Origin of the sequence: Oceanobacillus sojae (genome assembly GCF_007991515.1) — a bacterium.
Lineage (GTDB): Bacteria > Bacillota > Bacilli > Bacillales > Amphibacillaceae > Oceanobacillus > Oceanobacillus sojae.
Window position 1 is genome coordinate 124,932 of record NZ_BJYM01000012.1, and the last position, 25,841, is coordinate 150,772.

The following is a 25,841-nucleotide window of genomic DNA, read 5'->3' on the forward strand; positions in this document are numbered from 1 at the left end:
TACTTCCCTCAATTTCTTTTGTAAATCTATGTTTGCATTATTAACAAAAATACATAGCTATTATAACATCCTTATCCTGTTAAGACATCTTTTCCGATGAAGAAAAATTGGCAGGTCAAGCCTTAAAAGATACAGATTTACCAGAGCTGGAACCCCTCTTTTCACCAAAACTCACGCTGCAATTTCACTTCTTTTTTATAGTGCAATAAAAAAGCAAATAGAATCTGCTTTTATAAACAGCATTCTATTTGCTATTAATCATTAATGAGCAATTAGTTCATGAACAATCTCATCGGTATCTAAATCAGATGGATAATATGTCGGCCAGTTATCCATTTCTTCTAATAAGGCGTCATTATCATCTCCCATATACAAATGGAAATGCCATGATTCACCAGGAGCAATTCCATGGTCACTAAATTGAATATATCCCGGCAGATTTTCATCCGCTTCTCCTTCTAATTCGAAAATATAACGGACACCGCGGTTTCCAGCTTCATATTCAAGAATTTCATAGCTGTCATAAGCATACGTTCCTGTATGCTCTTCGCCATTTTGGTAAAAAGTAATTTCGTCTCCATCAATGACGATACGCTCTATATCTGTTTCATAGCCAGTTGTATAGTAATCTTTATATTCATCCGCTGTCATATCATCACTTTCTTCTGCTTTATGCTCGAATACTTCATCTAAAGAACCATCTTCTAAATATGGATAGATGGATTGCCAATCACCTTCCCAATCAGCCAATGGACGATCTTCTACCTGTTCGTCTTCAAAATATCCTTCATAGATTTGCTGGCTCTCCTCATCATCTCCATGATGGTGATGATGACCATGCTCATGGTCATCGATTGTAATTTCTGTTACAGGAGACTTAGCAACAGCCTCGTGATCATCACTGTAAAGAACTGCTATAACCTCCTGCCCATCTACTTCTGCGTCACCAATATAAGAGTCCTCAAATTGATCTTCTACCACAGTCCATTCCTCTTCAGAAGAATCACGTATGTACCAATGCCAATGATCCAAGTCCTCTTCCGTTACTGCTTCTAACTTAAAGACATCGCCTGTATGGTAATGGTCGGATAAACCTTCAATTTGTATATTTTCTGGTACATCATCAAAGGAAACAGCTTCATCACCATGATCGTGATCATGCTCTTCTTCTTCATGATTCCCTTCTGCCTCTTCTTGGCTATCTGTTCCTTCCTCCTGGCTGGCTGCTTCGTCATTTCCCGATTGACAGCCGGCTATAAATAGAAAACTAATTAAACCTAAAATAATTCCTAATTGCCAAAACTTCTTCATATAGATGCTCCTTTCATTATACGTAATGATTACGTTTCGTAATGATTACGATTTAAATTATACATAGGTGCCTATTAATGGTCAAGAGATTTTTTACCTTTTTAAAAATACAAATTTGTTTCTAATAGATTTATAAGCTTTATTACATGCTAAGGAGGATTTATTTTTTAAGAATTTTATTCAAGGTATTGATGACGACGTAACGTAATGTGATTTAATGATAATAAGGAGGTGCTATCGTGGAAAAAGAAAGCAGATTTTCAATCGGTGAAATCTCCAAGCTTACCGGTGTCACCGTCCGGACGTTACAATATTACGATAATATCAATTTAGTTCCACTGGAAAAAGATGAAGAAAATGGAAGAAGATATTTCAAGGAGTCAGACTTAACAAGACTGCAGCAGGTTTTGTTTTACAAGTCTTTAGGGTTAAAAATTAAAGATATTTCCAAGCTGCTGGAAGAAACCACAACAGCAAAGCAGCTTATTAACGTATTGGAAAAACAAAGGGAGATATTCTACTATAAGCTGCATGATATCAAAAGTAATATTGCTTTGATTGAAACAAGCCTCGCTGGAATGAATGAAAATGATTCACTTCCTTTAGGGAACCTCGTGCAATTAATTATCTCTTTAAACAAGGATACTATTTATCAATATAAAGATGTTGCATTTGATAAAAAAGCAGAAAATACCTTTATGGAGCATTATCAGAATTGGGAAGAGGTTTTAGAAATATATTGGGATTGGAAAGCACTTATATTAGAAGCTGTTGCTCACATACTAAACGATATTGAACCGGATAGTAAGCAAGGGCAAGCTTTTGCAAAAAAATGGATAGAGATGGTTGTAAGTATTTCAGAAGGAAACCAGGATTTACTCTCAGCTCATAAGAATTCCTATAAAAACCGGGAACAATGGCCGGAGGAGGATTATCGGCTGATGGAATTTACAGATTCCTTTATCGATAAGTCTGTAGACTACTATTTATCCTCTGGCAAATCTGATGTTTGGAGGAATAAAAATGATTGAAATAAAAAACTTAACGAAAACCTTCAAGGATAAAATCTCTGTAAATCAATTATCGCTCATTATTCACCCCGGTGTTGTAACAGGCTTTTTAGGTCCTAATGGCGCAGGCAAATCAACAACGATGAAAATGATTTTAGGATTAACGAATCCGAGTGAGGGCAGTGTAACAATTGATGGACAGAGCTATAAAGATCTAAAGCAGCCTATTTCCAAAGTAGGGGCCTTAATCAACGGGGATGCTGTAAACCCAAAATTAACGGCGAAACAGCATTTAGAATTAATCGCCGCAGCAAGTGGTATTCCTGAAAAACAAACAGAAAAAATGCTAATCGAAACAGGATTGGAAAATGTAAAGCACAAGCAAGTCAACACTTTCTCCTTAGGAATGAAACAACGCTTAGGTATAGCAACTGCTCTTTTAGGCAATCCGGAAACAGTTATCCTTGACGAACCTTTTAATGGATTGGACGTAGATGGCATTCATTGGTTACGTGAATTAACAAAAAAGCTGGCACAGAATGGAAAAGCAGTACTGATATCCAGTCATCTGATGAGTGAGATGCAAATGATAGCAGACAGAATGATTATTCTTGCTCAAGGAAATTTAATTGCAGATATGACAGTAGCTGAACTGGCAGAAACAAGCCTCGGCGCTTATGTCAAAGTAAGATGTGAAAATAATGAAGAATTAATATCCCTGCTAACAGAAAAAGGTGCGGATATTAAACAAAATAAAAATAAAGAATTGCATGTTCATCATTTGGAGATGAAACAAATCGGGTTGCTGGCAAAGGAAAAGAATTTGGCTTTATACGAATTAACCAAAGTACAGCCTTCCTTAGAAGAATTATTTGTAGAATTAACAGAAGGTAAAATGGATTACGTATCGACCGGCACTACTCCTGTGGAAGGAAGGGAATTAAAATGAAAAATGTTATTCAAGCAGAACATAAAAAAATTTTCTTTCTCCGCTTTTCAAGAGTATATTTACTTTTTACAATTGGAATCAGTTTAGTAGCAGGATTTATTTTTTCCGTAACTACACATGTTACACAAGGTAGAGCCATCACAGATTTATCGGTCCTTGAGGTAGTTTCAGCAAATATGTTGGGAATTGATTTAGCCAGTATTCTGCTGATTATTTTTACAGGATTGTCTATATCCAGAGAATTTACTGCAGAAACGATTTATTCCTCTTTGACTGTCTGTCCAGATCGAAAAAAGTTTTTTATGGGAAAATATATAACCTTTTTCTTCCTGTCTATTGTACTGAGTGTCCTGCTTATTGCTCTCATTTATTTAAGCAGCCAAGTCATTCTAATGATGAATAATATGGATGCTGCAAATCTTGCAAATGCTGATATCAGACAATTTGTTCTGGGCATCATGGTGATGCCGGTGTTTTATTGCCTGCTTACCGTTGCTGCGACTATTTTTTTCAAGAGCAGCGGGGGAGGCATTGCTTTCTCCATCATTGTTATAGCATTTCCGGCGCTTATCAATATGTTTTCAGATACCGTTCAAAAAGTACTGCTGCCTATCATGCCTCAGTCAGCAATACACAGTTTATCCGGGACTGCTGCTGAGGGATCCTTTGAAGCATTGGGAACTTTCACAAGTATCGGTCTATTATTACTTTGGTTAGTAATTACATCTCTTATAGCTATTATCTCATTTCAAAAAAGGGATTTTTAATTTATTATATAGAAAAAGAAAATCTAAAGCAGCCCTGGTCAACTATCAAAGTCAGCTTTAGATTTTCTTTTTCCTCCTATTATTTAACAACCAACACTTTACACTCTGCCTGATGAACAATTTGACTGCTGACACTTCCCAGGAAGAATCTTCCTACTCCTCCCAGCCCCCGGCTGCCCAGAACAATCAATCCTATTTCATTTTCTTTCGCATAATCAATTAATTGTGAAGCTGGATTACGGAAGGTATAATCCATCAGAATATCTGTTTTACACGCAACCCCTGCTCCTTCTAACTCCTCACGAATGCTTTCAATAGCAGGGCGGGCCTCTTCGGCCAAATCGTTCATAAAACTGCGGGCAAGAGCTACATTTACAGTTGGCCCGCCATTCGAAATAACGGTTACAATATGCAGGACGGCGTCCTCCGCAAGCTTAACCTGTTTTTTTGCTTCTTCTACTGCTTTTCTGCTAAGGTCGGATCCGTCATAAGCTACTAAAATATTAAAACTCATTACTATTCCTCCCTAATTCATATTTTCTTCCTAATATTATCGTAACACATCTGCAAAAAACTTTTATAAAATAGAAATATGCTGAAGAAGAGGCATTATTTAATGGAATGATGGTGAATCTCTTCTCCATTCATACTGCATATATAAGAAAAACCGCACTCTGTTAATATATCTTTTGCTTCCTTAAAATGAGCAGCAATTTCTCCCGGACGGTGTGCGTCAGAACCAAGCGTGATTATCTCTCCGCCAAGTTCACGATATAAGCGCAATATATTTTTACTTGGCAACGGAGCATCCATGCCGTATTTATAGCCGGATGTATTTAACTCAATTCCTTTGCCTTCCGAGATAACTAATTTTAATATTTCTTCTATAATATCCGTTGGCAAATGCTCCAGTCCTCCAGACGCGTATCTGCTGACTAAATCAAGATGTCCAAGAATATGATAATTTTTAAAATTCTTTAAGCACGCATAGTATTCTTCAAAATAAACACGGTATGCTTCATCTATGGTTCTATCCTCAAAAAATTCACCAGAATGTAAATCCTGTCCATTCGTTGCATGCATAGAACAAATGATAAATTCCGGCTTTACCCGGTCAATAAATTCGGATGTCTCCTTAAGCACATGCGGCTGTACGCCCACTTCAATCCCTTTACGTATTTCAATTTTATCTTGATATTTCTCCCGTAAACCTTCTAATTTTTTTTGATAAGCTTCCGGATCAAAACTGAAATCCCATTCCTCATCCGGATAGTCTACATCTAAATGCTCGGTAAATGCAATTTCTTTAAGCCCTTTTTTAATCGCTTCCTGAATCATATCCTCCATTGGTGCTTCACAATCTGCCGAGAAGCTTGAGTGCATATGAAAATCATACATAAAAGTTTAACTCCTTTCATTGACTTTTTTTCTGAACATTATTATAATACTAGATAACTTTAATTAGATAAAGCATTAAATTAATAAAGCGTTAAAAGTATGTGTTCAAAAAGGGCGATAAATAGGACCAAGAAGTTCAAGGCGACGTGCTTTTTACGAACGGAGCGTATGCTTTATAATACGTGAGTATCGGAAAAAGCACGTCAACGCAGAAATTCGCTGAGTGATCTTTATTGGACTTTTTGAACATCCTCTAAAAATAGAAGGAGAATTTTATGAGAAATAAACAATTGCTTCATTCCATGTTCTACCCGAAACAATACGCTAAAAAACGTCATGTTATCCATAAATTAACCAATCGGTTCACAAAATTCGGCTATCAGCAGGTAGAGACACCTGTTTTTGAAGATTATGATTTATATAATGATGTCCAGGGAACCGTTAATACAGCTGACATGCTAAAGCTGATTGATCCCTCTGGAAAAGTGCTTGTTCTGCGTCCAGATGCAACCATTCCAATCGCCAGGCACTATACCCACCTGCAGGAAAAGGTGACATCCGGCCGTCTGTCTTATGTGCTCGATATTTTTCGTTCTACTTTAGAAGAACGTTCCCGTACTCAGGCAGGTGTCGAGCTGTTCGGAGAGCGCACACCTGAAGCAGATGCGGAACTGATTGCATTAGCTGTTACAAGTTTAAAAGAATTAGCCATTCCTTCCTTTAAAATAGAAATCGGCCATGCAACCTTTTATAAAGAATTATTACGTGAAGCCAATCTTAACGCTATGCAGCAAAAACAGCTGGATCAATATATTCAATCCAAAAATATCTCTGAAATTGTTCCTTTTTTAAAAGACTTGGACTTGGACGCTTCTTTAATCGAAAAGCTTCGAAAAATTCCTATGCTCTACGGCGATGCAAGTCTTGTTATCGATGAAGCAGAGAATATTATCTCAACAGAACGCATGCGTGAAGAGCTGGACTATTTGTCTAAAGTTTATCAGCTTCTTAAAGACTATCAGGTTGATTCCTACATTTCAATTAACCTTGGACTGATTAACCATATGAATTATTATTCAGGGATTATATTTCAGGGATTCGCAGAAGGTTTGGGACAGCCAATTATGATGGGAGGACGCTATGATTATTTAAGCCGATCCTTTTACCGGGAAATGCCTGCCATCGGATTTGCCTTTGAGGTGAATTTACTGGTTGACTTACTCTCCGGTGTTTTTACAGAAGAAGAGATTATTGAGCTTCATTATGAAGCTTCTGAACGCCAGCGAGCATTTCAGCTTGCAGAAGCGTTAAGAACGGCAAATTATACGGTCATTGTCAGAACTGCTAAAGAGGATGAGCAACTCTCTGATTCACCGGGAATATTCGTAAATACTGAAAAATTAGTATATAGTAAACAAAAAGAACAAAGAGAATTTAAAACCGAACAGGAATTACTAGATTGGTATTTAAGAAAGGACGTTGAATGATGCAGCCCGTAACGATCGCTTTAGCAAAAGGACGTCCTGCTAAGCAATCCATTGATTTATTAGAAGCAGCAGGAATCCATTTCGAAGATTTTCATGAAAAAACACGTAAACTTGTTTTTTTCAATAAAGACAAGACTCTGCGATTAATATTTTTAAAAGGGATGGATGTCCCTATTTATGTAGAAAAAGGTGCTGCCGATATCGGTATTGTCGGCAGAGATAATATAATAGAAACAGAGGCGGACGTTTACGAAATTCTTGATTTAGGGATTGGAAAATGTAAATTCTCTGTCGCTGGAAAAAAAGGTGTCTCTCTTCCTGATAATCAATCTTTGACGATTGGCACCAAATATCCGAATATCGCTAAAAATTTTTTTGATAAACGCAATCAGACGATTGAAACCGTGCATCTCAATGGCTCCGTTGAGCTGGCGCCATTGATTGGTCTCGCAGATTATATCGTTGATATTGTCGAGACAGGAAATACGCTGCACGAAAATGGATTGGAAATATTAGCAGATATCGAGACGATCAGCACGAAATTTATTGTGAATAAAGCAAGCTTTGTCACACGTTCAAAGGAAATTCAAGATGTACTAAAAAAATTGGAACAGGTTGTGAGTGAGAAAAATGCAAATTCTCGATTATGAAACGTATCAACAAAATGTAACAAATACAGCAAAAGCAACACAGATGATGCAGCAAAATTTAGATGAGCAGGTTTTAGAAATCATCCGTGCCGTACAGGAACGCGGTGATGAAGCAGCACTTGCGTATACTAAAAAATTTGATAAGGCTGCTATTACCTCTCTCTCTGTTTCAGAGAAAGAATGGAATAATGCCTTTAATAGTATAAAAACAGGGCAACCGAAACTTTTTAAAGCATTAACAGCTGCAGCCGAGAATATTCGGCAATATCAGAAAAAAACAAAAGAAGAAGGCTTTCAATTCAGCCCGCAGCCAGGTATTCAGCTGGGACAAAAAATTACACCGCTCAATCGTGTCGGTGTCTATGTACCTGGAGGAAAAGCCAGCTATCCTTCAACTGTATTAATGGATGTTATTCCAGCTGTGGTTGCCGGTGTAGACCAGGTTGTCATTACAACCCCTCCCCGTCCGGATGGAAGCCTGGACCCCGTCGTTCTTACAGCCGCAAAAATTGCAGGCGCTACCGGTGTTTACAAAATCGGCGGGGCCCAAGCTGTGGCTGCTTTAGCCTATGGAACAGAGAGCCTGCCTAAAGTGGATAAGATTGTCGGACCAGGGAATGCCTTTGTCGCCCGTGCGAAGAAATGGGTGTTCGGCGATGTAGCAATTGATATGATTGCTGGTCCGAGTGAAATTTGTGCCTTCGCTGATAACACCGTCCCTCCTTCCTATGTTGCCGCTGATTTATTATCACAGGCAGAGCATGCTGAAGATGCCACTTCGATATGTGTGACTACAGATGCTGATTATGCAGAAGAAGTGCAAAAAGAGATTGAGCGGCAAATTCCATTACTGGAGCGTGAGGAAATCATCCGTGAATCCATTCAGGCAAATGGAAAAATTATTATCTGTGATGACGAGGAACAGGCTATTGAGCTAATTAACTCCATTGCTCCGGAGCATTTGCAATTAATGGGAGAAGGAGCCGAGGAGCAGGTTCAAAAAGTAAAGCATGCTGGAGCTATTTTTATCGGACCATATTCCAGTGAGCCTTTGGGAGACTATTTTGCAGGCCCTAACCATACCTTGCCAACAAACGGGACAGCACGTTTTTCTTCCCCGCTTGGTGTATATGATTTCATGAAAAAATCAAGCACTATTCATTATTCAAAAGAACGGCTGCTTGATTATGCAGATACGATTATTACCATTGCAGACGCGGAAGGTCTTACAGCTCACGCGAATGCTATTCGAATTCGAAAGGAGAATAACTATGCGTCAAGCTGAAAAAAAACGGCAAACGAAAGAAACGAGCATATCTCTTGCTCTTAACTTAGATGGAGAAGGAAAATCTGAATTAAAAACAGGGGTCGGCTTTTTAGACCATATGCTTACTCTCTTCACCAAACATGGTGGACTGGATTTGCAAGTTGAATGTGATGGAGATTTAGAGGTGGATCAGCACCATACTGTTGAGGATATCGGTATTGTGCTTGGCCAGGCATTTAATGAAGCATTAGGAACAAAAGAAAGCATTAAACGCTATGCTACAGCAACAACACCGATGGATGAGTCTCTCTCTTCTGTTTCTATCGATATCAGCGGCCGTTCCTTTTTAGTTTACCGGGTAGACGGTCTGAAGGATAAAGTAGGGAGTTTTGATACGGAATTAGTTGAAGAATTTCTAATCGGTTTTACCAGCCATGCAAAGGTAACACTTCACGTCGAGGTTTTGTATGGGTCAAATACACATCATATGATTGAATCGATGTTCAAAGGATTGGGACGTGCAATCCGCGAGGCAGTATCCATCGATCCAACAATGAAAGGCGTACCTTCTACCAAAGGGAGTCTGTAATAACGCTTATCTATCTTTTTTTAAGGAGCCTAGCATATGATTGCCATTATTGATTACGGTGCAGGAAATATCAAAAGCCTGCAGTTTGCATTAGATAAATTAGGGAAAACCTCCAAGCTGACAATGGATCCGGAAGAAATTAATCAGGCCGATTCCATTATTCTTCCCGGTGTCGGCGCCTTCAAGGATGCGATGGAAGCATTACAACGCTATCAGCTGGATACTATTCTGAAAGATGAAGCTGCAAATGGCAAACCGATTTTAGGAATCTGTCTCGGCATGCAGCTTTTCTATGAATACAGTGAAGAAAATGGAGGCTGCCATGGCCTTGGTCTCCTGTCCGGTTCTGCTAAACGTATTTCTGACAAAGTAAAGGTCCCACATATGGGCTGGAATATTCTCCAGCAGGCAGATCAGGCCCGTGCCTTGTTAAATAATCTTGGTGATGAACCATATGTTTATTTTGTCCACTCCTATGCAGTGGATGGTCTGGAGGAGAATACACTTGTTGCAAGCGCAGATTATGGTGGACGCGTACCAGCTATTGTACAGAATAAAAATATAACAGGCATGCAATTTCATCCGGAAAAAAGCGGTGATGTCGGGATTGCATTATTGAAAAATTATGAGGAGTCGATTTCATGATTATTTTTCCAGCAATTGATGTAAAGGACGGAAACTGTGTACGTTTAAAACAAGGGGATTATAATCAGCAGACTACTTATAACAACTCCCCTGTAGAAACAGCAAAAAAATGGCAGGAGGCTGGCGGGGCTTTCCTTCATATGGTTGATTTAGACGGTGCTAAAACTGGTGATGCCAAAAATAAAGAAGTCATTTTAGAAACCATTCAAGCTTTATCAATCCCTGTAGAAGTCGGTGGCGGCATCCGTTCTTTGGATATTATTAAAGAATATGTAAAAGGCGGTGCTGCAAGGGTTATCCTCGGTACCTCAGCCATCACAGATTGGGATATGCTTACAGAAGCAATCAGGTTATACGGTGATAAGATTGCTGTGTCTCTCGATGCGCGTAATGGCTATGTTGCAACTGATGGCTGGACAAAAAACAGCGATACAAAAGCAGCTGACCTTGCTAAGAAATTAGAGGAAGCCGGTTTAGAAACGATTGTATATACAGATATTTTAAAGGATGGCATGCTGCGCGGACCAAATCTCGAAGAATTAAAAGCAATGCAGAAAGCTACCAGTATGAATATTATTGCCTCTGGCGGTGTTTCCCGTAAAGAGGATGTTGTTAATCTTCAGTCGCTCGGCCTTTATGGAGCTATTATTGGAAAAGCGCTGTATGACGGAACCATCCAGCTGGAGGATGTTGTAAAGGAGGATAATCATGCTCGCTAAACGAATTATCCCCTGCCTTGATGTGGATAAGGGACGTGTTGTAAAAGGAAAGAAATTTCAAGATATCAAAGATGTTGCTAATCCGGTCGAATTGGCTGCACGCTATAACCGGGAAGGTGCAGATGAGCTTGTATTTTATGATATTACAGCCTCCAATGAAGAACGGAATATCTTCTTAGATGTCGTAGAACAGGTTGCCCGTGAAATCGCAATACCATTTATGGTCGGCGGCGGTATTCGCACAATAGAAGATATTCACAGTGTTCTTCACGCAGGCGCCGATAAAGTATCCGTGAATAGTGCTGCCGTACAGCGTCCAGAATTAATTAAAGAATCCTCCGACAAGTTCGGGAGTCAATGCATTGTTCTTTCGATTGATGCAAAAAAAACAGCAGATGGCGACTTTCATGTATTTATTAATGGCGGAAGAAAAGACACCGGAATGGATGCAATTGAATGGGCAAAACAAGGAGAAGCACTTGGAGCGGGCGAGCTTGTTGTAAATGCCATGGATTCTGATGGTGAGAAAAACGGCTATCAAATTGAATTGACAAAGAAAATTGCAGATGCAGTAAATATCCCTGTTATCGCCAGCGGTGGTGCAGGTAAATATGAACATTTTTCAAAAGTTTTCACAGAAGGAATTGATGCAGCACTCGCCGCATCCGTCTTTCATTACGAGGAGATTCCAATTCCGGAATTAAAAGAATATTTATCCTCACAAGGAATTCCAATGAGGAGGAGAGCATAATGGAAATTTCAATAAAGTATGATGAAAATGGACTGATCCCGGCTATCATTCAAGACTATACAACTGGAGAAGTGCTGACCTTAGCCTACATGAATGAGGTTTCTTTAGTAAAAACATTAGAAACCGGTGAAACATGGTTTTATTCCCGCAGCCGCAAGGAACTGTGGAATAAAGGAGAAACCTCCGGTAATAAACAGCTGGTAAAAAAAATAAAGGTTGATTGTGATCAGGATGCTTTAGTAGTCCAGGTTCAGCCATTAGGTCCAGCCTGCCATAAAGGTACAACCACCTGCTTCGAAAATACATTATTAGAAAACGAGAAGCCTTTATTCTCTATGATTCATGAGCTTACCGGCAAGATTAAAGACCGCAAAGAAAATCCGCAGGAAGGTGCTTATACTACTTACCTGTTCAATAAAGGGCTGGATAAAATACTGAAAAAAATCGGTGAAGAATCAACAGAGGTAGTTATCGGCGCAAAAAACAATGATAAAGAGGAATTAACAAATGAATTAGCTGATTTATTATATCACTCGCTTGTCTTAATGGAAAACCAAGGTGTTACTACCAAAGACATTAAACAAATACTAAATGAGCGTCATATTGAAAAAGAGGGACAGCATCGTGAGTAAATTCTGGAATCCATTAATTAAACAGCTGGAGCCTTATGTTCCTGGAGAACAATTAGATGACCCTGCCATTATCAAATTAAATACAAATGAGAATCCCTTTCCGCCATCTCCTAAAGTGCTGAAAGCTATTCAAGAAGAGTCTGTAAAATTACAGCTTTATCCTTCCCCTACCGTGGATGAGCTTAGAGAGGAAATCGGCAGCTTCTTTAGCTTGAAAAAGGAGCAGGTCTTTGTCGGTAACGGATCTGATGAAGTGCTTGCCTTCAGTTTTATGACATTTTTTGAACCTGGAAAAACAATAAAATATCCAGATATCACCTATAGCTTCTACCCGGCTTTTGCAAAGCTTTATCAGCTGGATGTGGAAGAAGTTGCTTTAGAGGACGATTTCAGTCTGCCTGTCGAAGCCTTCTTTCAATCTGAAGGCGGAGTTATTTTTCCTAACCCAAACGCCCCAAGCAGCCTTTATGTAAAGATAGAGGCAATTGAAGAAATCTTAAAAAATAATCCGGATCAAGTGGTTATTATTGATGAAGCTTATGTCGATTTTGCAGAAGCTTCCGCTGTTTCGCTGATTGACAGCTATCCAAATCTGCTTGTTGTACAAACCTTATCCAAATCCCGTTCCCTTGCCGGATTACGTGTCGGACTAGCCTTGGGTCATCCAGATCTGATTGAAGGGTTAAACCGGGCAAAGGATTCCTTTAACTCCTATACGATGGATCGGTTAGCTATCGTTGGAGCAATAGAGGCGTTTAAGGATACAGCTTATTTTGAAAAAACAAAGCAGGAAATTATTGCAGTAAGAGAGTATTTTCGTCAGGAATTGGAGAAAAGGAATTTCTATGTTCTCCCTTCTCAAACCAATTTTGTCCTTGCTTCTCCCTCTGATATGGAGGCAGAGAAACTCTTTACTCAATTGAAGCAGGAAGGCTTCCTTATCCGTTATTTTAATCAGCCAAAGCTGGAAAACTATGTGCGGATTTCAATTGGAACGCAAGAACAGATGAGTAAGCTTCTAGATGCAATCGATAGAATTATTAAAAAGTAATTTATCTGATCCAACTAAATAGATTAGCAGAAAGCTGTTAGATATTAATTTTCTAACAGCTTTCTATACGAAACACTACTTTTATATAGAAAAAATTCATAAAAAAGTTGTATAAATTTTCGCAATAACTATAATAAAACTATGACCATACTCACTTTTTGAATACAGTCATACTACTAAATCAATGAAAAAGTCCCGGTTTTAGCAGTATAAAATTAGAACATATCTACACTTTCACTCTGTAACTACTCTATCTCATATAATTTAAAATCAGCCGATTTATTATGTTAGATTTCTTGACATGAATCTATTATTTCAATTATTATTTAGGAGTTAGCTATAGAAGATTTTTCTGCCAAAAACAGAATTATCTTTTTTCTGATTTTTATGTAATTGAATTATAGAATAGATTCTCTTACAGGAAAGCAGAAATAAACAAGATTTCATGGTGGATAATGAATGAATCATAAAGAAGATTATTTATCTGAGAATTCCACTAGGAAGAGTTCGTAAACATACTAGATGAGGAGGATCATAATGAACTCAAATATTTACGGTAATACACCGCCGCTACTTGGCGCAAAAAATCTGACAAGTACAAAGGACTATGATACAGATGTATTAATTTATGGCGTGCCATGGGAAGGTGCTTGTACATGGGGGGATTATACAGGCTGTGAGCTTGGTCCGAAACAAATTAGACTGGCTTCTGCCAGATACAGCACATATCTGCCGGAATTAAACCATATTAATGTAGAGGATCATTTAAGCTTAGGTGATGTCGGTGATGTCAGCATCGTCCCTCATGATGTTCCGGAAACAATGAACCGAATTGAAGAGTTTGCAGAAAACTTGTGGAAGAGCGGGAAATTTCTTGTAGGACTTGGCGGAGACCATGGTGTGACTTACCCTATTGTCAAAGGTCTGACTAATATCGGTAAGAAAGTCGGTATTATTCATCTTGATTCTCACTATGACAATATGCCGCATCATGATGGAGATAAGTTTGCAAGAAGTACTCCTTTTATGCGCTTATATGAAACAGAAGGAGTACGTAATGAAAGCTTAATTCACACTGGTATTAAAGGCCCGAGAAACAAGCCGGAAACAGGAAAGCATGCTAAAGATGCCGGTGCTGTAACAATAACGATTAATGACATCCGGGAGCAAAAAGATTTAAAGAAATATGCTAATGAAATATACGAAATGGCTTCTAAAGATGTAGATGTTGTCTATCTGACTATTTGCAGTGATGTACTTGATTTTGCATTCAATCCAGGCGGACCGGTTGACGGCAATGGATTGACTTCCTATGAGCTTCTTACAATGATTTATGAATTCGGTAAACGAGGACTCTGTGGAATGGATTTTGTGGAAGTGTATCCTCAGCAGGATTTCAATCAAAATTCATCACACTTTGTATCCACAGCAGTGTTGTATGTGCTGGCAGGACATGTTCATGGCGGACATGCATAGAAAACTTGGCGTTTTCTATGCTTTTAAAGACATACTTTAACCGGGGCTGCAATTACTTGCCCTCGAAAAACGTTGGATTTCAGTAAACCGGAAAGCTTTATACTTTCCGGTTTACTGAATAAATAATAAGGGAACTCTCCTTATTAATTACAAACAAAGGAGGAGTTTACTTGGCTCAGTCAAAATTTGTTGAAAAGTTTAAAGCCATCGGACCGGGTGCAATCATTACCGCTTCTTTTATCGGACCAGGTACTGTAACAACTGCAACACGGGCGGGAGCAGGATTTGGGTTTGCTTTATTATGGTCCGTTATCTTTGCCATTGTAGCCACGATTATCCTACAGGAGATGGTTGCAAGAATAGGAATAGTAACAAAGCAGGGATTAGGAGAAAATATCAGGGAACTATTTCAAAATCAAATTCTGAAATTTGCAACAGTATGGATTGTTTTAATAGCTGTCTGTGTAGGATGTGCTGCATACATAAGTGGTGATTTAATCGGGACGTCCCTAGGTGTTTCGTATTTAACTGGAATTCCTGAAAACTATGTAGCACCAATTGTTGGTGTAATTATCCTGATTCTCGGTATCGCCGGCGGCTACAAATTCATGGAAAAACTGATGATTGTCTTTATCGGTATTATGAGTCTTACCTTTATCACAACGATGTTTGTGGCTACTTCAGACGTTCTTGGTGTATTAAAAGGAGCTTTTATTCCGACAATCCCACAAGGCTCCATACTAGTCGTTATTGCTTTAATCGGGACTACTGTTGTTCCTTATAACTTCTTCATTCACGCTTCAACAGTTGGAGAAAAATGGAACAGCGTTAATGACTTAAAAGCAGTGCGTTGGGATACTATTGTTTCCATTACTGTCGGTGGTATTATTACAGCTGCGATTCTAATCACAGCTGGTGCATTAATTCATGGCACTGAGGTGACAAGTATCGTTGAGCTTGCAGCTCCATTACAGCCTTTAATGGGAGATTTAGCCCCAATATTTGTCAGTGTTGGTTTATTCGCTGCCGGTTTTTCTTCAGCTATCGCCTCCCCAATGGGAGCAGCTGTTACTGTCAGCAGCTTTATGAGATGGGAAGGCGGCTTCTCCAATAAAAAATATAAAATCGTCTTTGCTTTAGTCATTATTTTCGGTATCATCACTTCAGGACTTGGATTTGAACCACTGGAAGTGCTGCTTATCGCACAAGCATTAAATGGTTTAATCCTGCCGCTTATTGCAATTTTGATTATGATTGTTGTTAATAAGAAAAATACAATGGGTAAGTACGTTAATGCCCTCTGGTTAAATATTATCGGATGGTTGGTTACTGCTGTAGTAGCATTTCTTGGTATTTACAGCTTAGTAGATGCAATTAACAGCTTTTTATAAACCATTAAAATGATGCTAAAAAAATCCAGTCATGCTAGCATGACTGGATTTTTTGCATCTTCTAATTAAATTAACTCTTCAATTTCTGCAGATTCTTTCAGTTCATTTACTTTTTCTGCATATTGCTCCCGTTGTTTATTCTGTACAATCATTCCTTCAAGCTGAGCTCTGGTTTCGTCATTCAGCTCTCCTATCTCTTGATCACCAGCCTGCTCTGCCATTTGATCATACATCTCTTCAACTTCTTCATCTGTCACTTCCATATCAAATTCATTTTCCATATATTTTGCGGTTGCAAGGTCAAACTCTAATTGTTCTGCATACTGTTCTTCGCTTAAATGTAATTGATCGAGCGTGGTTTGAAATTGTTCTTCACCCGCTTCTTTCATTGCATCTAACTCTGTTTGAACTTCTTCATCTGTCACTTCCACACCAGCTTCAGTTGCTTCCTGCATAATAAGCTCCTGCTCTACCAGGAATTGAATTGTCTCATCCTGCAATGCCTCTGTATCTTCTACATCTTGTCCTGATTGGAACATTACTGATTTAACCAAAGGATAGGCTCTATTATAAGCATCCCCTTGAACTTCTTCTCCATTTACAGAAACAACAGGTTCTTTTTCGTCAAGAAACTCATCATCTTCAAATTCCGGTGTTGCCTGCTCTTGTTGCTCTGGGGCGCCTTCTTGTTGTTCTCCAGCGTTTTCTTGCTGCTGATCTCCTTCCTTTTTTTCTGCATTGTTATCATCGTTTCCACATGCTGCTAATAGCATGGTTATAATCATCATTATCGTTAATGTAAATTTCTTCATTTAAACATCCCTCACTTTAAAAATTTGTCATGTTCCATTCAATCATACATGGTTATCTTGTTTCAAGTTTTCGAGCAATTTATTTTTAACAGATAACATGACCTTCCATATATCCTTCCCCACTTTCATAAACAAAAAACTCATGACTTAAAATTAAATTATGAAATACATCCTTTGAAGCTCCATTAATTATTTAAACGGTTCTTTCGAGGTATTTTCTTTTACTTTAGGGAGATAAGGGCTCCATGTTGTTAATTTCATAAGACAGAAAACAAAAAATATCCTCAAAACTGTTGAAAGCAATCACACATGACTTTTAACAGTTTTGAGGATATAAAAATATTGATAAACTTGAATTATCATAAAGTCTTCCTCTTTAAGATTATAATTAAGAATGTTACTCCACCAACGATTTCAATAATAATTGAAACGACGCCTTGAGCGTTAAAAATATGGTTCATAATAAAATATGCACCCGTTAGTATCAAGAATCCGATAGCAAGAGCCATTGGAAAAATATATCTGTGATCATAGGTTCGCGCCAGCTGATAACTCAACGTTGCAACCAAAAAGCCAAAGAAAGTCAGCGGACCAACTAAAGCTGTTGATATTGACATCAAAATAGAAACTAATACAAGAACATAAATGATACTAAACTTATGATTAACCCCTAAAGAACTGGAAATCTCTTTCCCGAGTGACAATACATTTAATTTCTTCGCATAAGCAAAGAGGAGGAATGCTACAACGATTACTATTGGAATTGCAATAGGAAAATATTCTACATCTGCATTATTGACAGATCCAAACAGCTTTGCCTGTAAAATATCAAACTCAGAAGGTGCAAGCAGTTTTCTCATAAAAGTTGACAAAGATCTTAGTCCCGTTCCGATAATGATTCCAACTAAAAGCATAAGCTGTAAATTTCCATACTTTCCAGAAAGTAACCATCCATAAAGGATTAAACACATCGCGACCATAATAGCCACTTGAAATAAAAATGATCCAGTACCCATATAACCTATAAACGCAGTGGCACCAAAGAAAAACATGGTGCTCGTATGAATCGTGGAATAAAGTGCTTCAAACCCTAAAAGCGAAGGAGTTATAACCCGATTATTTGTAACCGATTGGAAAGCAACCGTCGCCAAGCTTTGACATACTGCGGCAATAATCATGGAAACAATAGCCACCATTCTTCTTTTAGCAACTGGGATAAAGGATGGGGAGTCTACTGGAACTGGATTATTATAAACTAAAAGTCCATATGAAGAAAGAATACCCAAACCAATCAGCGTTATCAATAATATCCAATAACGTCTTTCCTCCTTTTTGGAACGGAAAGCTTTAGAAGGTTTATCTTTATTAGGAAGGCTGGAATCCATTTTGACTTTTTTTTCATTAGTATATTCCAATTTGTTATCCTAGCCTCCTTCTTCTTAACAAAATAACAATAAATACGACTGCCCCCACTGTTCCAAGTATTAAAGAAACAGGTACCTCAAATGGCATAATAACTGTCCGGGATATGATATCAGCAGCGGTCAAGGCAGCCATTCCGGACACACAAACCCAAGGCAGATTACTCCTGAGATCATCTCCTCTAAACATGGAAACAATATTTGGGACAATCAAACCTAAAAACGGCAAGTTTCCAATCACAGCCGCAACAATACCAACTGCGACAGCAATAAGCGCAGTACCAATAAGAACGATCTGATTATAACTCACGCCAAGACTTTTTGTAACTTCCTCCCCTAGTCCAGCTAATGTCAGTCTATTAGCGTAGATAAAAATGAGAAAAGTAATGGCAACAATCAGCCATAGATATTCATATCTTCCGACCTGAATCGATGCAAAAGAGCCTACAAACCAAGTTTCAACACTTTGCGACATTTGAAAAACAAGCCCAACAAACGTGGAAACTGCAGAAATAACCGCTCCAAGCATGATCCCGATAATCGGGACAATTAAAGACGATCGAAGCTTCACTCTTCTTAAAAACAAAAAGAAAACCATCGTTCCTATAAAGGAAAAAATGATTGCTCCGGTCATTCTTTGGAATAAAGTTGGCGCAGGAGATAATAAATAAACAACAACTAATCCCAAGCCTGCCCATTCAATCGTTCCTGTTGTGGTAGGTTCAACTAAACGATTCTGTGTAATAAGCTGCATGACGAGCCCGGACATCGCCATTGCGGCTCCGGTAAGCATTAGTGCAGCTGTCCTTGGAATACGAGTAATGAAAAACATATCCATTCCATCTTCTCGTCCACGTATGTCGTAAACTCCTACAAGCATGGAAATAACACCTAGAATAATAACAATGATGACTGCTAATATAAAAGGCTTTGTCCATATTTTTTGATGATTAGAATGCAGGGGCTGAGAACTCCCAGCCCCGAACATTTTTTGTATTGTATTTTTTAGCACTATAGTTATACTCCTCTATACTATTCAGCTAAAGTATTTGCAAGGTCTTCAAATAATTTAGTAAATGTTTGTATGGATTCATTTGTATAGGTGTCTGCTGGTGCATAAACTATCTGTCCTTCAGTAACAGCAGTTGTGTTTTGAAGAGCAGGTGCATTATCAATTACATCTTGAGCAGGGGTTGCCTCCTCTTCAGATGATACAGCAGCATCACGATCCATTACGAAAATCCAATCCGGATCCGTTTCTGCAATAGCTTCAACAGAAATATCATCACCCTGGTGGTCTGAAGAAGACTGATCAATTTCTAATGACGGCGTCCAATCAAAGATATCATACAGTGGGCCCCAAACACGACCGGAATGAGGAGCTGCAAAATTAATGTCTCCACCAGATACGATAACACTCATTATTGTATCTGTTCCATTATAAGCTGATTTAGCATCTTCAATCGCTTGATCAAAATCAGCTGTCAATTGTTCAGCTTCCTCATTTTTATCAAAAATTTGTCCAAGAGAGTTAGTAACGTCCTTAAATCCATTTTCTAAATTTTCTCCAGGTGTGTCAGCTTCTTCGGAAACATCAAAGTTAAGATCAATAACAGCTGCATTTGGCACTAATTCTTTTATATCTTCATAATAATTACCAAATCTTTGACCGACAATGACAAGCTCAGGGTCTACCGCTGCGATAATTTCAAGGTTTGGTTCACGGTGGTTTCCTATGTTTTCAATTGATTCATCAGTTGCATACGGTATATTTTCAGGTATTAAATCCCTTGGAGCAGCAGATAATTCAATGCCCCAGTCAGATAACGTTTGAAAAGTTCTACTATCTAAAGAAACTACATTCTCCGGGTTTACCGGTACTGTAACAGTTCCATGAGCATCCGTAATTTCTACAGTTGCATCTTCGGCAGAATCCTCTGCTCCTTCATCTGTTTCAGCAGAATCGCTTGTCTGATCATCAGCATTTTCATTTTCATCACTTGAATTTGAACAAGCTGCCAGTGTCAATGCAAAGATTGCGAATATTGCTATAATAAACGTTGACTTAAAAAACTTTGATTTTCTCATTCTCCTACCTCTTCCTTTATGTATGTTTTATTAATGATTAGACTATTTAATTGATCAAATTAATACTCTGCATTATATTTTAGCGCATGATTTAAATAATAATTATTATTTCTATTTTTGCTATCACATATTTTTTGATAATGATAATCAATCTCAATTAGTCTGTTTAAAGTATATCAAATTGAGAAGCGTTGTCAACAGTATTTTGAAATTTATATATAATACAAAAATCACCAATTCAAACGTTTCTTATTTTTGTTTTATCATGAGCAGATTAGGAAAATACGTGCCTCACATCATAGACATGCGTGCTCCCTATGAAAGAAGCACGCATGAGTTAGATTAATCATTGCCAGTTAACTGCCACAAAGAAGATGAGTTCCCAGGTGTTTATTGAGAAACCATGTCAGTCTGCGTATTTATAAGAAAACAACTATCTGCTCGACTTGTTGGCGTTTAGATGCCCCGAACGATTGGCTGTATTTAACTTATATGCGAATCAAAGTATACACAAAAACGGCAGCCGTTTTGCATATGGACTGGAATATGCATATCATAGACTTCGTTTAAAGCCTCTGAATTAATAATTTCGTGTGTTGGACCATCTTTTATTAGCTGTCCATCTTTTAAAGCTACAATGTAATCCGAATAAACAGAAGCAAAGTTAATATCATGCAATACAATTACAACTGTTTTACCCAGCTCATCAACAAGCTTGCGTAATATTTTCATGATTTGTACAGAATGCTTCATATCCAGATTATTTAATGGCTCATCCAGTAATATATATTCTGTGTCTTGGGCAATAACCATAGAAATAAATGCCCGTTGCTTTTGACCTCCGGACAGCTCATCTAAGAACTTATGCTGGATATCTGTTAAGTTCAGATATTCAATTGCCTGATCGACAATCCGATTATCCTCAGCATTTAGACGGCCTTTTGAGTAAGGATAACGGCCAAACGATACCAATTGCCGAATCGTTAATTTTACGTTAAAAAAGTTGGATTGTCTTAAAATGGCAATACGCTTGGCAAATTCATTAGATTTCATATTCTTTATATTATTTTTATCAAGTAATACATCTCCAGTATCTGCATCAAGCAGTCGGCTTACCATGGAAAGCAACGTTGATTTCCCTGCACCATTTGGTCCAATAAACGACGTAATTTTGTTAGGCTTAATTTGAACCGATACATCTTTTATAATAGGTTTACTTCCAAACCTCTTTGTCAATCCTTTAATTTCGATCATCTCGCAGCCCCTACTTTCTTTAAGTATTAACTAAAAAATAGAAGTAAGTGAAAAAGCATTAGTATGTAACCAGATGCCAAATCTTCCATATATGCAAAGCCTTTCTCTGCATGAATTCAACAAACTTCCTTATTTTTAAAATTCATTCAAACTTCATCCAGATAATAATCATTATCAAATTCCAATCATTCTAAATAATAATGATATTCATTATCAATTAGATACCAATACCTAGTATATCAAATTTTCAGCCATCGTCAATGGAAGATTAATATTAATTAGAGAATAACAAAAAAAACTGCCCCTATTGGCAGTTTTTTCTGATCTTCGTTCAATTTTTTGTTATATTCATAGTCGTTGGTACTAATTAAAGGAAAGTTCCCTTTAATTTACAAGGGTGTTTATAATAGTTTCTTCTTTATTTATTCTCACATCCATCACCAGTACAATAGGATGTTTTATTCTCATTTGGGTTTAATGATTGCAAAACAGGCTTTTCCTGCTCCTCTTGCCAAACTTTTTCAAGTACTTGTGTAAAAGTCTTTTCCGGCTGTGCACCGGAAACAGCGTATTTTTCATTAAATACGAAGAACGGAACTCCCTGGACACCAAGCTGTTTTGCTAAATCTATATCTTCATTAACTTTATTACGAAATTTACAGCTGTCTAATACATTTTCTGCATTCTCTTTATTCAAACCAGTTTCTTCTGCTAAGCGGACCAGTGTATTTTTATCACTCAGCAGCTCAGAATCTGTGAAATAAGCCTGAAATAAACGCTCTGTCAGTTCAGCTTCTTTATTATTTTCAGCAGCCAGCTTAGCAATTCGATGCGCGTCAAAGGTATTACTATACTTCATCGTATCAAAATGGTAAGTTAAACCAACTTCTTCAGCTTGATCGGCTACCTGTTTATTCATTACAGATACCTGCTCTAAAGGAATACCCTTCAGCTCAGAAAATGTCTCAGTAAAGTTTTTATCCGGGATATGCTGCGCAGTCGGGTCAAGCTGATAGCTTCTAAACTGCACTGCTACTTGATCACGATGTAAAAATTTCTTCAAAGCATGTTCAAACCGGCGTTTTCCAATATAACAAAATGGGCATACAAAGTCAGACCAAATTTCAACTTTCATTTATGTTCACCTCAATTTCCTCACTTATTTTAGCACAAGGAAACCTGGGAACAAAGTAATCTGCATTCATTCTCGTCAATGAGTATATTCACACTCAAAACAGCAGGGTAATAATGAAAGAACATCAATAATTTCTTTTATCTTCTATCGCCCCATCTGCCCGGTAAATGGTCAAGGATGTCCCTTTGTTTTTGGCGATTTCCGCAGCTCTTTTCACAGCCTCATCTTTGGTATTAAATATTTGACTTGCCTGACTGGAGCCTGTAGACGCTATAGCCCATCCTTCATCATGGCTATAGACCACTTCTCCCTCTTCCAGACGTTCCGGGTTATTTGTTTTTTCTTTCCCCTCTTTAGAGCGTTTTGTTGGCTTTCCGCTTTTTTCATAGCTGCGAACCTCTTCTTTATCAGCATTTTCATACCATTCTTTTGCCTGCTCAATAGCTATTGGAATAGCCCTTCCTTCCTGATAGCCGTCATCAAGCATAGAATTAGCAATATCAATTGCTTTTTTACGAACAGGTTTTTCAAGTTTTTTCATGGAGCTTGGATAATCATTCATTGTCCAGACCATTAAGAACTCCTCCTTTTTATATGGAGTTTTCCCGTTTCTAATTACATAAAACATCTTTACTCATGAGAAAAACCAAGAAAATCACTTGGCCTTTAAAATACTGGTGTTCTTTCCAAGAAGATGTCCACTGCGACGGTTTTCGATGGGACGAGTAATCGCAGTCCCAAAAGAAATACACGGAGACTCCTGTGGGAATGCGCAACACGAAAGGAAGTTCGGTTAAGTTCGCGACGTCCTGTCTCAGGCACCGAACTGACATACGTCCTATATGCCTCCGCAGGTAAAAAGTGCTCTTCTTTTTTTCGAGGAGATGAGCTCGGGACCCACGGAAAGCGTAGTGTATTTCTAGGGTTACGGTTAATCACCCCATGAAACCCGTTGGAGCGGTTACTCTTAAGCAATTTCTATATACTTTCCTATTATAAAAAAAACGCGGGATTACTCCCACGCTTCTTTACGTATCTAATAGCGATCTTCCATTAATGGAGACACGCTTCGTATTTTTCAATTCATCAAGATTGACAGCTCCAATGCCGAACATAGTCATCTTCAGCTCTAACTCCAATTGCTCCATTGTTTGAACAACGGCTTCTGCTGATTCTGTCGCTGCCTGAAGCAGATGTCTTGCATAACCGATGACATCTGCACCAATTGTAATTGCCTTTGCAGCATCTACCCCTGTTTTCATACCGCCGCTAGCAACAAGCGGAGCATCAGGAAGCTGGCTGCGTACAGACACCAGACAATCCTTCGTTGGATTCCCCCAGTTATTAAATGCTTCTGCAGCTGCTTTCTTCAATGGGTCCTTAGAACGTAACTTCTCAACCTGACTCCAAGATGTTCCTCCGGCTCCGGCAACATCGATATAGGATATTCCTGCATCATAAAGCCTTTCCGCTGCCTCTCCATCAATTCCAAAGCCAACTTCTTTCACGCCGACCGGTGCATTTACCTGCTTACAGACCTGTTCAATCTTTGGCAGTAAATCTTTAAAATTTAAATCGCCGCCATCCTGTACTGCTTCCTGCAATGAATTTAAATGCAGTACAATAGAATCAGCCTCCGTTTTATCTATAATACGCTGACATTCTTCTGCTCCGTAGCCATAATTTAATTGAACAGCTCCAATATTCACAATTAACGGCACAGTTGGAGCCTGTTGACGGATAAGGAAGGATTCTTTATGCTGATCACTTTCTAGAAACGCCCTTGTTGAACCGATTGCTAAAGCCCATCCTTTTTGTTCCGCAGCCAAAGCTAAATTTTGATTGATGGTTGTCGCCAGCTCTGAACCGCCTGTCATGGAACTGACAAGAAATGGCGCCTGTAAAGCTTTGTTTAAGAATGACGTTGCAAGTGAAATTTCGGCAAAGTCAATCTCCGGCAAAGCATTATGGAGAAAATGAATTCCTTCCAGCCCAGTTGATTTATTAACACCTTCTACCTCTCCCTCAAGGCAAAGACGGATATGTTCTGTTTTACGTTGGTTAATTCCTTTTTCCATAAATGTCCCTCGCTTATCTCAATTTAGTATTATATCTAGTGTACTTGTTTCGTGAAATAAATGAAAGATAAATGACGTTAGTCCAGCATATTGACAAAATAAATATAAAGATTTCTAAACAGCTCTTATTTCAGGCACTTTATCATATAATATTCAGATTATACACGTGTTTTCTGTTATAATAATACTACTTATTTATGTTTTTGGGAGGAAATAATGAAAAGAAACCACGCAAAAGCTTTTGCCACAAAAGCTCATCAAGGGCAAGTACGTAAAAATTCAAGCGAGCCATACATCACCCACCCTATTCGTGTTGGAGAACGCTTAGAAAAGGAAGGCTGTTCAGATGCTTTAATCAGCGCAGGATATTTACATGATGTTGTAGAGGATACCAAAGTCAGTATTGAAGATATTGAACAGCAATTTGGGAAAGAGGTCGCGGACCTTGTTGCTTCACATACAGAGGATAAATCAAAATCCTGGTGGGAGAGGAAAAAGGCAACTGTGGACCATTTGAAGAATGCTCCAAAAGAAGTGAAATATCTGATTATTGCGGATAAACTGGATAACCTCTTAGAACTGGAGAAAGAGCATAAAGAGATTGGTGATGACATTTGGAAGAACTTCAATGCCGGATATAGTCAGCAAAAATGGTATAATGAAGAAATCGCTAAACAAATGTATGCTCACTTATCCCCTCATGAAATTCCTCCTTATTTTAAAGAGTTTGAACAGGCTGTAAAGCGTTTTTTCAAATGATTAGAAAACACCTTCTCGCTTTTACTTAGCGAGAAGGTGTTCTTGCCAAGGAGATGTCCGCTACGGGAAGTCGCTTTCCGCGGGCAACGCCTCAGCCTCCTCGAAAGAAGAGCACTTTTTTTCGAGGAGATAAGCTCGGGGCCTACGAGAAGCGTAGTGTATTTCTGGGGTTGCGATTACTCACCCCATGAAAACCGTTGG

The 25,841-nt window shown here is 38.4% G+C and carries 26 protein-coding genes; 15 read left to right on the plus strand and 11 right to left on the minus strand.

Features of this window, described 5'->3' with window-relative positions:
- Window positions 1-261: 261 nt before the first annotated feature.
- Window positions 262-1,311: a metal-binding protein ZinT gene (locus OSO01_RS14750; RefSeq protein WP_147211218.1), complete on the minus strand. Its 1,050-nt coding sequence runs from the start codon at window positions 1,309-1,311 to the stop codon at window positions 262-264.
- A 239-nt stretch (window positions 1,312-1,550) separates the two neighbouring features.
- Between OSO01_RS14750 and OSO01_RS14755 the strand changes: the two genes are divergently transcribed.
- Genes OSO01_RS14755 through OSO01_RS14765 form a run of 3 tightly spaced genes read left to right on the plus strand, consistent with a single transcriptional unit; the run spans window position 1,551 to window position 4,037 of the window.
- A complete protein-coding gene (locus OSO01_RS14755; RefSeq protein WP_186813671.1) occupies window positions 1,551-2,342 on the plus strand; it encodes a MerR family transcriptional regulator in 792 nt (263 codons plus the stop codon).
- Window positions 2,335-3,270 (plus strand): ABC transporter ATP-binding protein, encoded by a 936-nt coding sequence (locus tag OSO01_RS14760; RefSeq protein ID WP_147211221.1) that lies wholly within the window; start codon window positions 2,335-2,337, stop codon window positions 3,268-3,270. Before OSO01_RS14755 ends, OSO01_RS14760 begins: the two co-directional genes overlap by 8 nt.
- Complete coding sequence (locus OSO01_RS14765) at window positions 3,267-4,037, plus strand: DUF2705 family protein (RefSeq protein ID WP_147211223.1); 771 nt, start codon at window positions 3,267-3,269, stop codon at window positions 4,035-4,037. The genes OSO01_RS14760 and OSO01_RS14765 overlap by 4 nt, the downstream gene beginning before the upstream one ends.
- A gap of 79 nt (window positions 4,038-4,116) precedes the next feature.
- Here the strand turns inward: OSO01_RS14765 and OSO01_RS14770 are convergent, their stop codons facing one another.
- Entirely contained in the window at window positions 4,117-4,551 is a 435-nt protein-coding gene (locus OSO01_RS14770; protein ID WP_147211224.1) for a universal stress protein, read from the minus strand.
- A gap of 95 nt (window positions 4,552-4,646) precedes the next feature.
- The gene (locus OSO01_RS14775) at window positions 4,647-5,435 is read right to left on the minus strand and encodes a histidinol-phosphatase HisJ family protein (protein ID WP_147211226.1); all 789 of its coding nucleotides are present in this window, start codon (window positions 5,433-5,435) and stop codon (window positions 4,647-4,649) included.
- A gap of 275 nt (window positions 5,436-5,710) precedes the next feature.
- Between OSO01_RS14775 and hisZ the strand changes: the two genes are divergently transcribed.
- The 11 genes from hisZ to OSO01_RS14830 all read left to right on the plus strand — a co-directional run bounded on the left by hisZ (window position 5,711) and on the right by OSO01_RS14830 (window position 16,093).
- Window positions 5,711-6,922 carry an ATP phosphoribosyltransferase regulatory subunit gene (gene hisZ / locus OSO01_RS14780; protein ID WP_147211227.1) on the plus strand — a complete coding sequence of 404 codons (1,212 nt, stop codon included), beginning with the start codon at window positions 5,711-5,713 and terminating at the stop codon, window positions 6,920-6,922.
- A complete protein-coding gene (hisG, locus tag OSO01_RS14785) occupies window positions 6,919-7,572 on the plus strand; it encodes an ATP phosphoribosyltransferase (RefSeq protein ID WP_246145177.1) in 654 nt (217 codons plus the stop codon). Before hisZ ends, hisG begins: the two co-directional genes overlap by 4 nt.
- A complete protein-coding gene (hisD, locus tag OSO01_RS14790; RefSeq protein WP_147211229.1) occupies window positions 7,553-8,857 on the plus strand; it encodes a histidinol dehydrogenase in 1,305 nt (434 codons plus the stop codon). The genes hisG and hisD overlap by 20 nt, the downstream gene beginning before the upstream one ends.
- Window positions 8,844-9,428 carry an imidazoleglycerol-phosphate dehydratase HisB gene (gene hisB, locus OSO01_RS14795; RefSeq protein ID WP_147211230.1) on the plus strand — a complete coding sequence of 195 codons (585 nt, stop codon included), beginning with the start codon at window positions 8,844-8,846 and terminating at the stop codon, window positions 9,426-9,428. The genes hisD and hisB overlap by 14 nt, the downstream gene beginning before the upstream one ends.
- A 36-nt stretch (window positions 9,429-9,464) precedes the next feature.
- Window positions 9,465-10,073: an imidazole glycerol phosphate synthase subunit HisH gene (hisH, locus tag OSO01_RS14800; RefSeq protein ID WP_147211231.1), complete on the plus strand. Its 609-nt coding sequence runs from the start codon at window positions 9,465-9,467 to the stop codon at window positions 10,071-10,073.
- Window positions 10,070-10,792 (plus strand): 1-(5-phosphoribosyl)-5-[(5-phosphoribosylamino)methylideneamino]imidazole-4-carboxamide isomerase, encoded by a 723-nt coding sequence (hisA, locus tag OSO01_RS14805; RefSeq protein ID WP_147211234.1) that lies wholly within the window; start codon window positions 10,070-10,072, stop codon window positions 10,790-10,792. The genes hisH and hisA overlap by 4 nt, the downstream gene beginning before the upstream one ends.
- On the plus strand, window positions 10,782-11,543 hold the full coding sequence (hisF, locus tag OSO01_RS14810) for an imidazole glycerol phosphate synthase subunit HisF (protein ID WP_147211235.1): 762 nt from the start codon (window positions 10,782-10,784) through the stop codon (window positions 11,541-11,543). The genes hisA and hisF overlap by 11 nt, the downstream gene beginning before the upstream one ends.
- A complete protein-coding gene (gene hisIE, locus OSO01_RS14815) occupies window positions 11,543-12,175 on the plus strand; it encodes a bifunctional phosphoribosyl-AMP cyclohydrolase/phosphoribosyl-ATP diphosphatase HisIE (RefSeq protein WP_246145178.1) in 633 nt (210 codons plus the stop codon). The genes hisF and hisIE overlap by 1 nt, the downstream gene beginning before the upstream one ends.
- Window positions 12,168-13,226: a histidinol-phosphate transaminase gene (gene hisC / locus OSO01_RS14820; protein WP_147211239.1), complete on the plus strand. Its 1,059-nt coding sequence runs from the start codon at window positions 12,168-12,170 to the stop codon at window positions 13,224-13,226. Before hisIE ends, hisC begins: the two co-directional genes overlap by 8 nt.
- 537 nt (window positions 13,227-13,763) lie before the next feature.
- Entirely contained in the window at window positions 13,764-14,702 is a 939-nt protein-coding gene (locus tag OSO01_RS14825) for an agmatinase family protein (protein WP_147211241.1), read from the plus strand.
- Between the two features lie 170 nt (window positions 14,703-14,872).
- Complete coding sequence (locus tag OSO01_RS14830; RefSeq protein WP_147211242.1) at window positions 14,873-16,093, plus strand: Nramp family divalent metal transporter; 1,221 nt, start codon at window positions 14,873-14,875, stop codon at window positions 16,091-16,093.
- Window positions 16,094-16,158: 65 nt separating this feature from the next.
- Here OSO01_RS14830 and OSO01_RS14835 read toward each other — a convergent pair whose 3' ends face one another.
- The 8 genes from OSO01_RS14835 to fni all read right to left on the minus strand — a co-directional run bounded on the left by OSO01_RS14835 (window position 16,159) and on the right by fni (window position 24,881).
- Window positions 16,159-16,905: a SurA N-terminal domain-containing protein gene (locus OSO01_RS14835; RefSeq protein ID WP_147211244.1), complete on the minus strand. Its 747-nt coding sequence runs from the start codon at window positions 16,903-16,905 to the stop codon at window positions 16,159-16,161.
- A 359-nt stretch (window positions 16,906-17,264) separates the two neighbouring features.
- Window positions 17,265-18,290: an iron chelate uptake ABC transporter family permease subunit gene (locus tag OSO01_RS14840; protein ID WP_147211287.1), complete on the minus strand. Its 1,026-nt coding sequence runs from the start codon at window positions 18,288-18,290 to the stop codon at window positions 17,265-17,267.
- A 34-nt stretch (window positions 18,291-18,324) separates the two neighbouring features.
- Entirely contained in the window at window positions 18,325-19,314 is a 990-nt protein-coding gene (locus OSO01_RS14845; protein ID WP_147211288.1) for an ABC transporter permease, read from the minus strand.
- A 44-nt stretch (window positions 19,315-19,358) separates the two neighbouring features.
- The gene (locus OSO01_RS14850; protein WP_147211246.1) at window positions 19,359-20,414 is read right to left on the minus strand and encodes a siderophore ABC transporter substrate-binding protein; all 1,056 of its coding nucleotides are present in this window, start codon (window positions 20,412-20,414) and stop codon (window positions 19,359-19,361) included.
- Window positions 20,415-20,897: 483 nt separating this feature from the next.
- Window positions 20,898-21,668 (minus strand): iron ABC transporter ATP-binding protein, encoded by a 771-nt coding sequence (locus OSO01_RS14855; RefSeq protein ID WP_147211247.1) that lies wholly within the window; start codon window positions 21,666-21,668, stop codon window positions 20,898-20,900.
- 418 nt (window positions 21,669-22,086) lie between these two features.
- Window positions 22,087-22,803, minus strand: coding sequence for a DsbA family oxidoreductase (locus tag OSO01_RS14860; protein ID WP_147211248.1), 717 nt, complete (start codon window positions 22,801-22,803; stop codon window positions 22,087-22,089).
- A gap of 124 nt (window positions 22,804-22,927) precedes the next feature.
- On the minus strand, window positions 22,928-23,377 hold the full coding sequence (locus OSO01_RS14865; protein WP_147211249.1) for a DUF2188 domain-containing protein: 450 nt from the start codon (window positions 23,375-23,377) through the stop codon (window positions 22,928-22,930).
- Window positions 23,378-23,831: 454 nt separating this feature from the next.
- Complete coding sequence (gene fni, locus OSO01_RS14870) at window positions 23,832-24,881, minus strand: type 2 isopentenyl-diphosphate Delta-isomerase (RefSeq protein ID WP_147211250.1); 1,050 nt, start codon at window positions 24,879-24,881, stop codon at window positions 23,832-23,834.
- Window positions 24,882-25,097: 216 nt separating this feature from the next.
- On the opposite strand from fni, the gene OSO01_RS14875 reads away from it, so the two are divergent.
- On the plus strand, window positions 25,098-25,640 hold the full coding sequence (locus OSO01_RS14875) for an HD domain-containing protein (protein ID WP_147211251.1): 543 nt from the start codon (window positions 25,098-25,100) through the stop codon (window positions 25,638-25,640).
- Window positions 25,641-25,841: the final 201 nt, after the last annotated feature.

Bases quoted from the DNA above. Each gene is read 5' to 3' on its own strand.
- OSO01_RS14750 (WP_147211218.1), bottom strand. From the start codon at position 1,311: ATGAAGAAGTTTTGGCAATTAGGAATTATTTTAGGTTTAATTAGTTTT.
- OSO01_RS14760 (WP_147211221.1), top strand. From the start codon at position 2,335: ATGATTGAAATAAAAAACTTAACGAAAACCTTCAAGGATAAAATCTCT.
- OSO01_RS14765 (WP_147211223.1), top strand. From the start codon at position 3,267: ATGAAAAATGTTATTCAAGCAGAACATAAAAAAATTTTCTTTCTCCGC.
- OSO01_RS14770 (WP_147211224.1), bottom strand. From the start codon at position 4,551: ATGAGTTTTAATATTTTAGTAGCTTATGACGGATCCGACCTTAGCAGA.
- OSO01_RS14775 (WP_147211226.1), bottom strand. From the start codon at position 5,435: ATGTATGATTTTCATATGCACTCAAGCTTCTCGGCAGATTGTGAAGCA.
- hisZ (WP_147211227.1), top strand. From the start codon at position 5,711: ATGAGAAATAAACAATTGCTTCATTCCATGTTCTACCCGAAACAATAC.
- hisG (WP_246145177.1), top strand. From the start codon at position 6,919: ATGATGCAGCCCGTAACGATCGCTTTAGCAAAAGGACGTCCTGCTAAG.
- hisD (WP_147211229.1), top strand. From the start codon at position 7,553: ATGCAAATTCTCGATTATGAAACGTATCAACAAAATGTAACAAATACA.
- hisB (WP_147211230.1), top strand. From the start codon at position 8,844: ATGCGTCAAGCTGAAAAAAAACGGCAAACGAAAGAAACGAGCATATCT.
- hisH (WP_147211231.1), top strand. From the start codon at position 9,465: ATGATTGCCATTATTGATTACGGTGCAGGAAATATCAAAAGCCTGCAG.
- hisA (WP_147211234.1), top strand. From the start codon at position 10,070: ATGATTATTTTTCCAGCAATTGATGTAAAGGACGGAAACTGTGTACGT.
- hisF (WP_147211235.1), top strand. From the start codon at position 10,782: ATGCTCGCTAAACGAATTATCCCCTGCCTTGATGTGGATAAGGGACGT.
- hisIE (WP_246145178.1), top strand. From the start codon at position 11,543: ATGGAAATTTCAATAAAGTATGATGAAAATGGACTGATCCCGGCTATC.
- OSO01_RS14825 (WP_147211241.1), top strand. From the start codon at position 13,764: ATGAACTCAAATATTTACGGTAATACACCGCCGCTACTTGGCGCAAAA.
- OSO01_RS14835 (WP_147211244.1), bottom strand. From the start codon at position 16,905: ATGAAGAAATTTACATTAACGATAATGATGATTATAACCATGCTATTA.
- OSO01_RS14840 (WP_147211287.1), bottom strand. From the start codon at position 18,290: ATGGATTCCAGCCTTCCTAATAAAGATAAACCTTCTAAAGCTTTCCGT.
- OSO01_RS14845 (WP_147211288.1), bottom strand. From the start codon at position 19,314: ATGTTCGGGGCTGGGAGTTCTCAGCCCCTGCATTCTAATCATCAAAAA.
- OSO01_RS14850 (WP_147211246.1), bottom strand. From the start codon at position 20,414: ATGAGAAAATCAAAGTTTTTTAAGTCAACGTTTATTATAGCAATATTC.
- OSO01_RS14855 (WP_147211247.1), bottom strand. From the start codon at position 21,668: ATGATCGAAATTAAAGGATTGACAAAGAGGTTTGGAAGTAAACCTATT.
- OSO01_RS14860 (WP_147211248.1), bottom strand. From the start codon at position 22,803: ATGAAAGTTGAAATTTGGTCTGACTTTGTATGCCCATTTTGTTATATT.
- OSO01_RS14865 (WP_147211249.1), bottom strand. From the start codon at position 23,377: ATGGTCTGGACAATGAATGATTATCCAAGCTCCATGAAAAAACTTGAA.
- fni (WP_147211250.1), bottom strand. From the start codon at position 24,881: ATGGAAAAAGGAATTAACCAACGTAAAACAGAACATATCCGTCTTTGC.
- OSO01_RS14875 (WP_147211251.1), top strand. From the start codon at position 25,098: ATGAAAAGAAACCACGCAAAAGCTTTTGCCACAAAAGCTCATCAAGGG.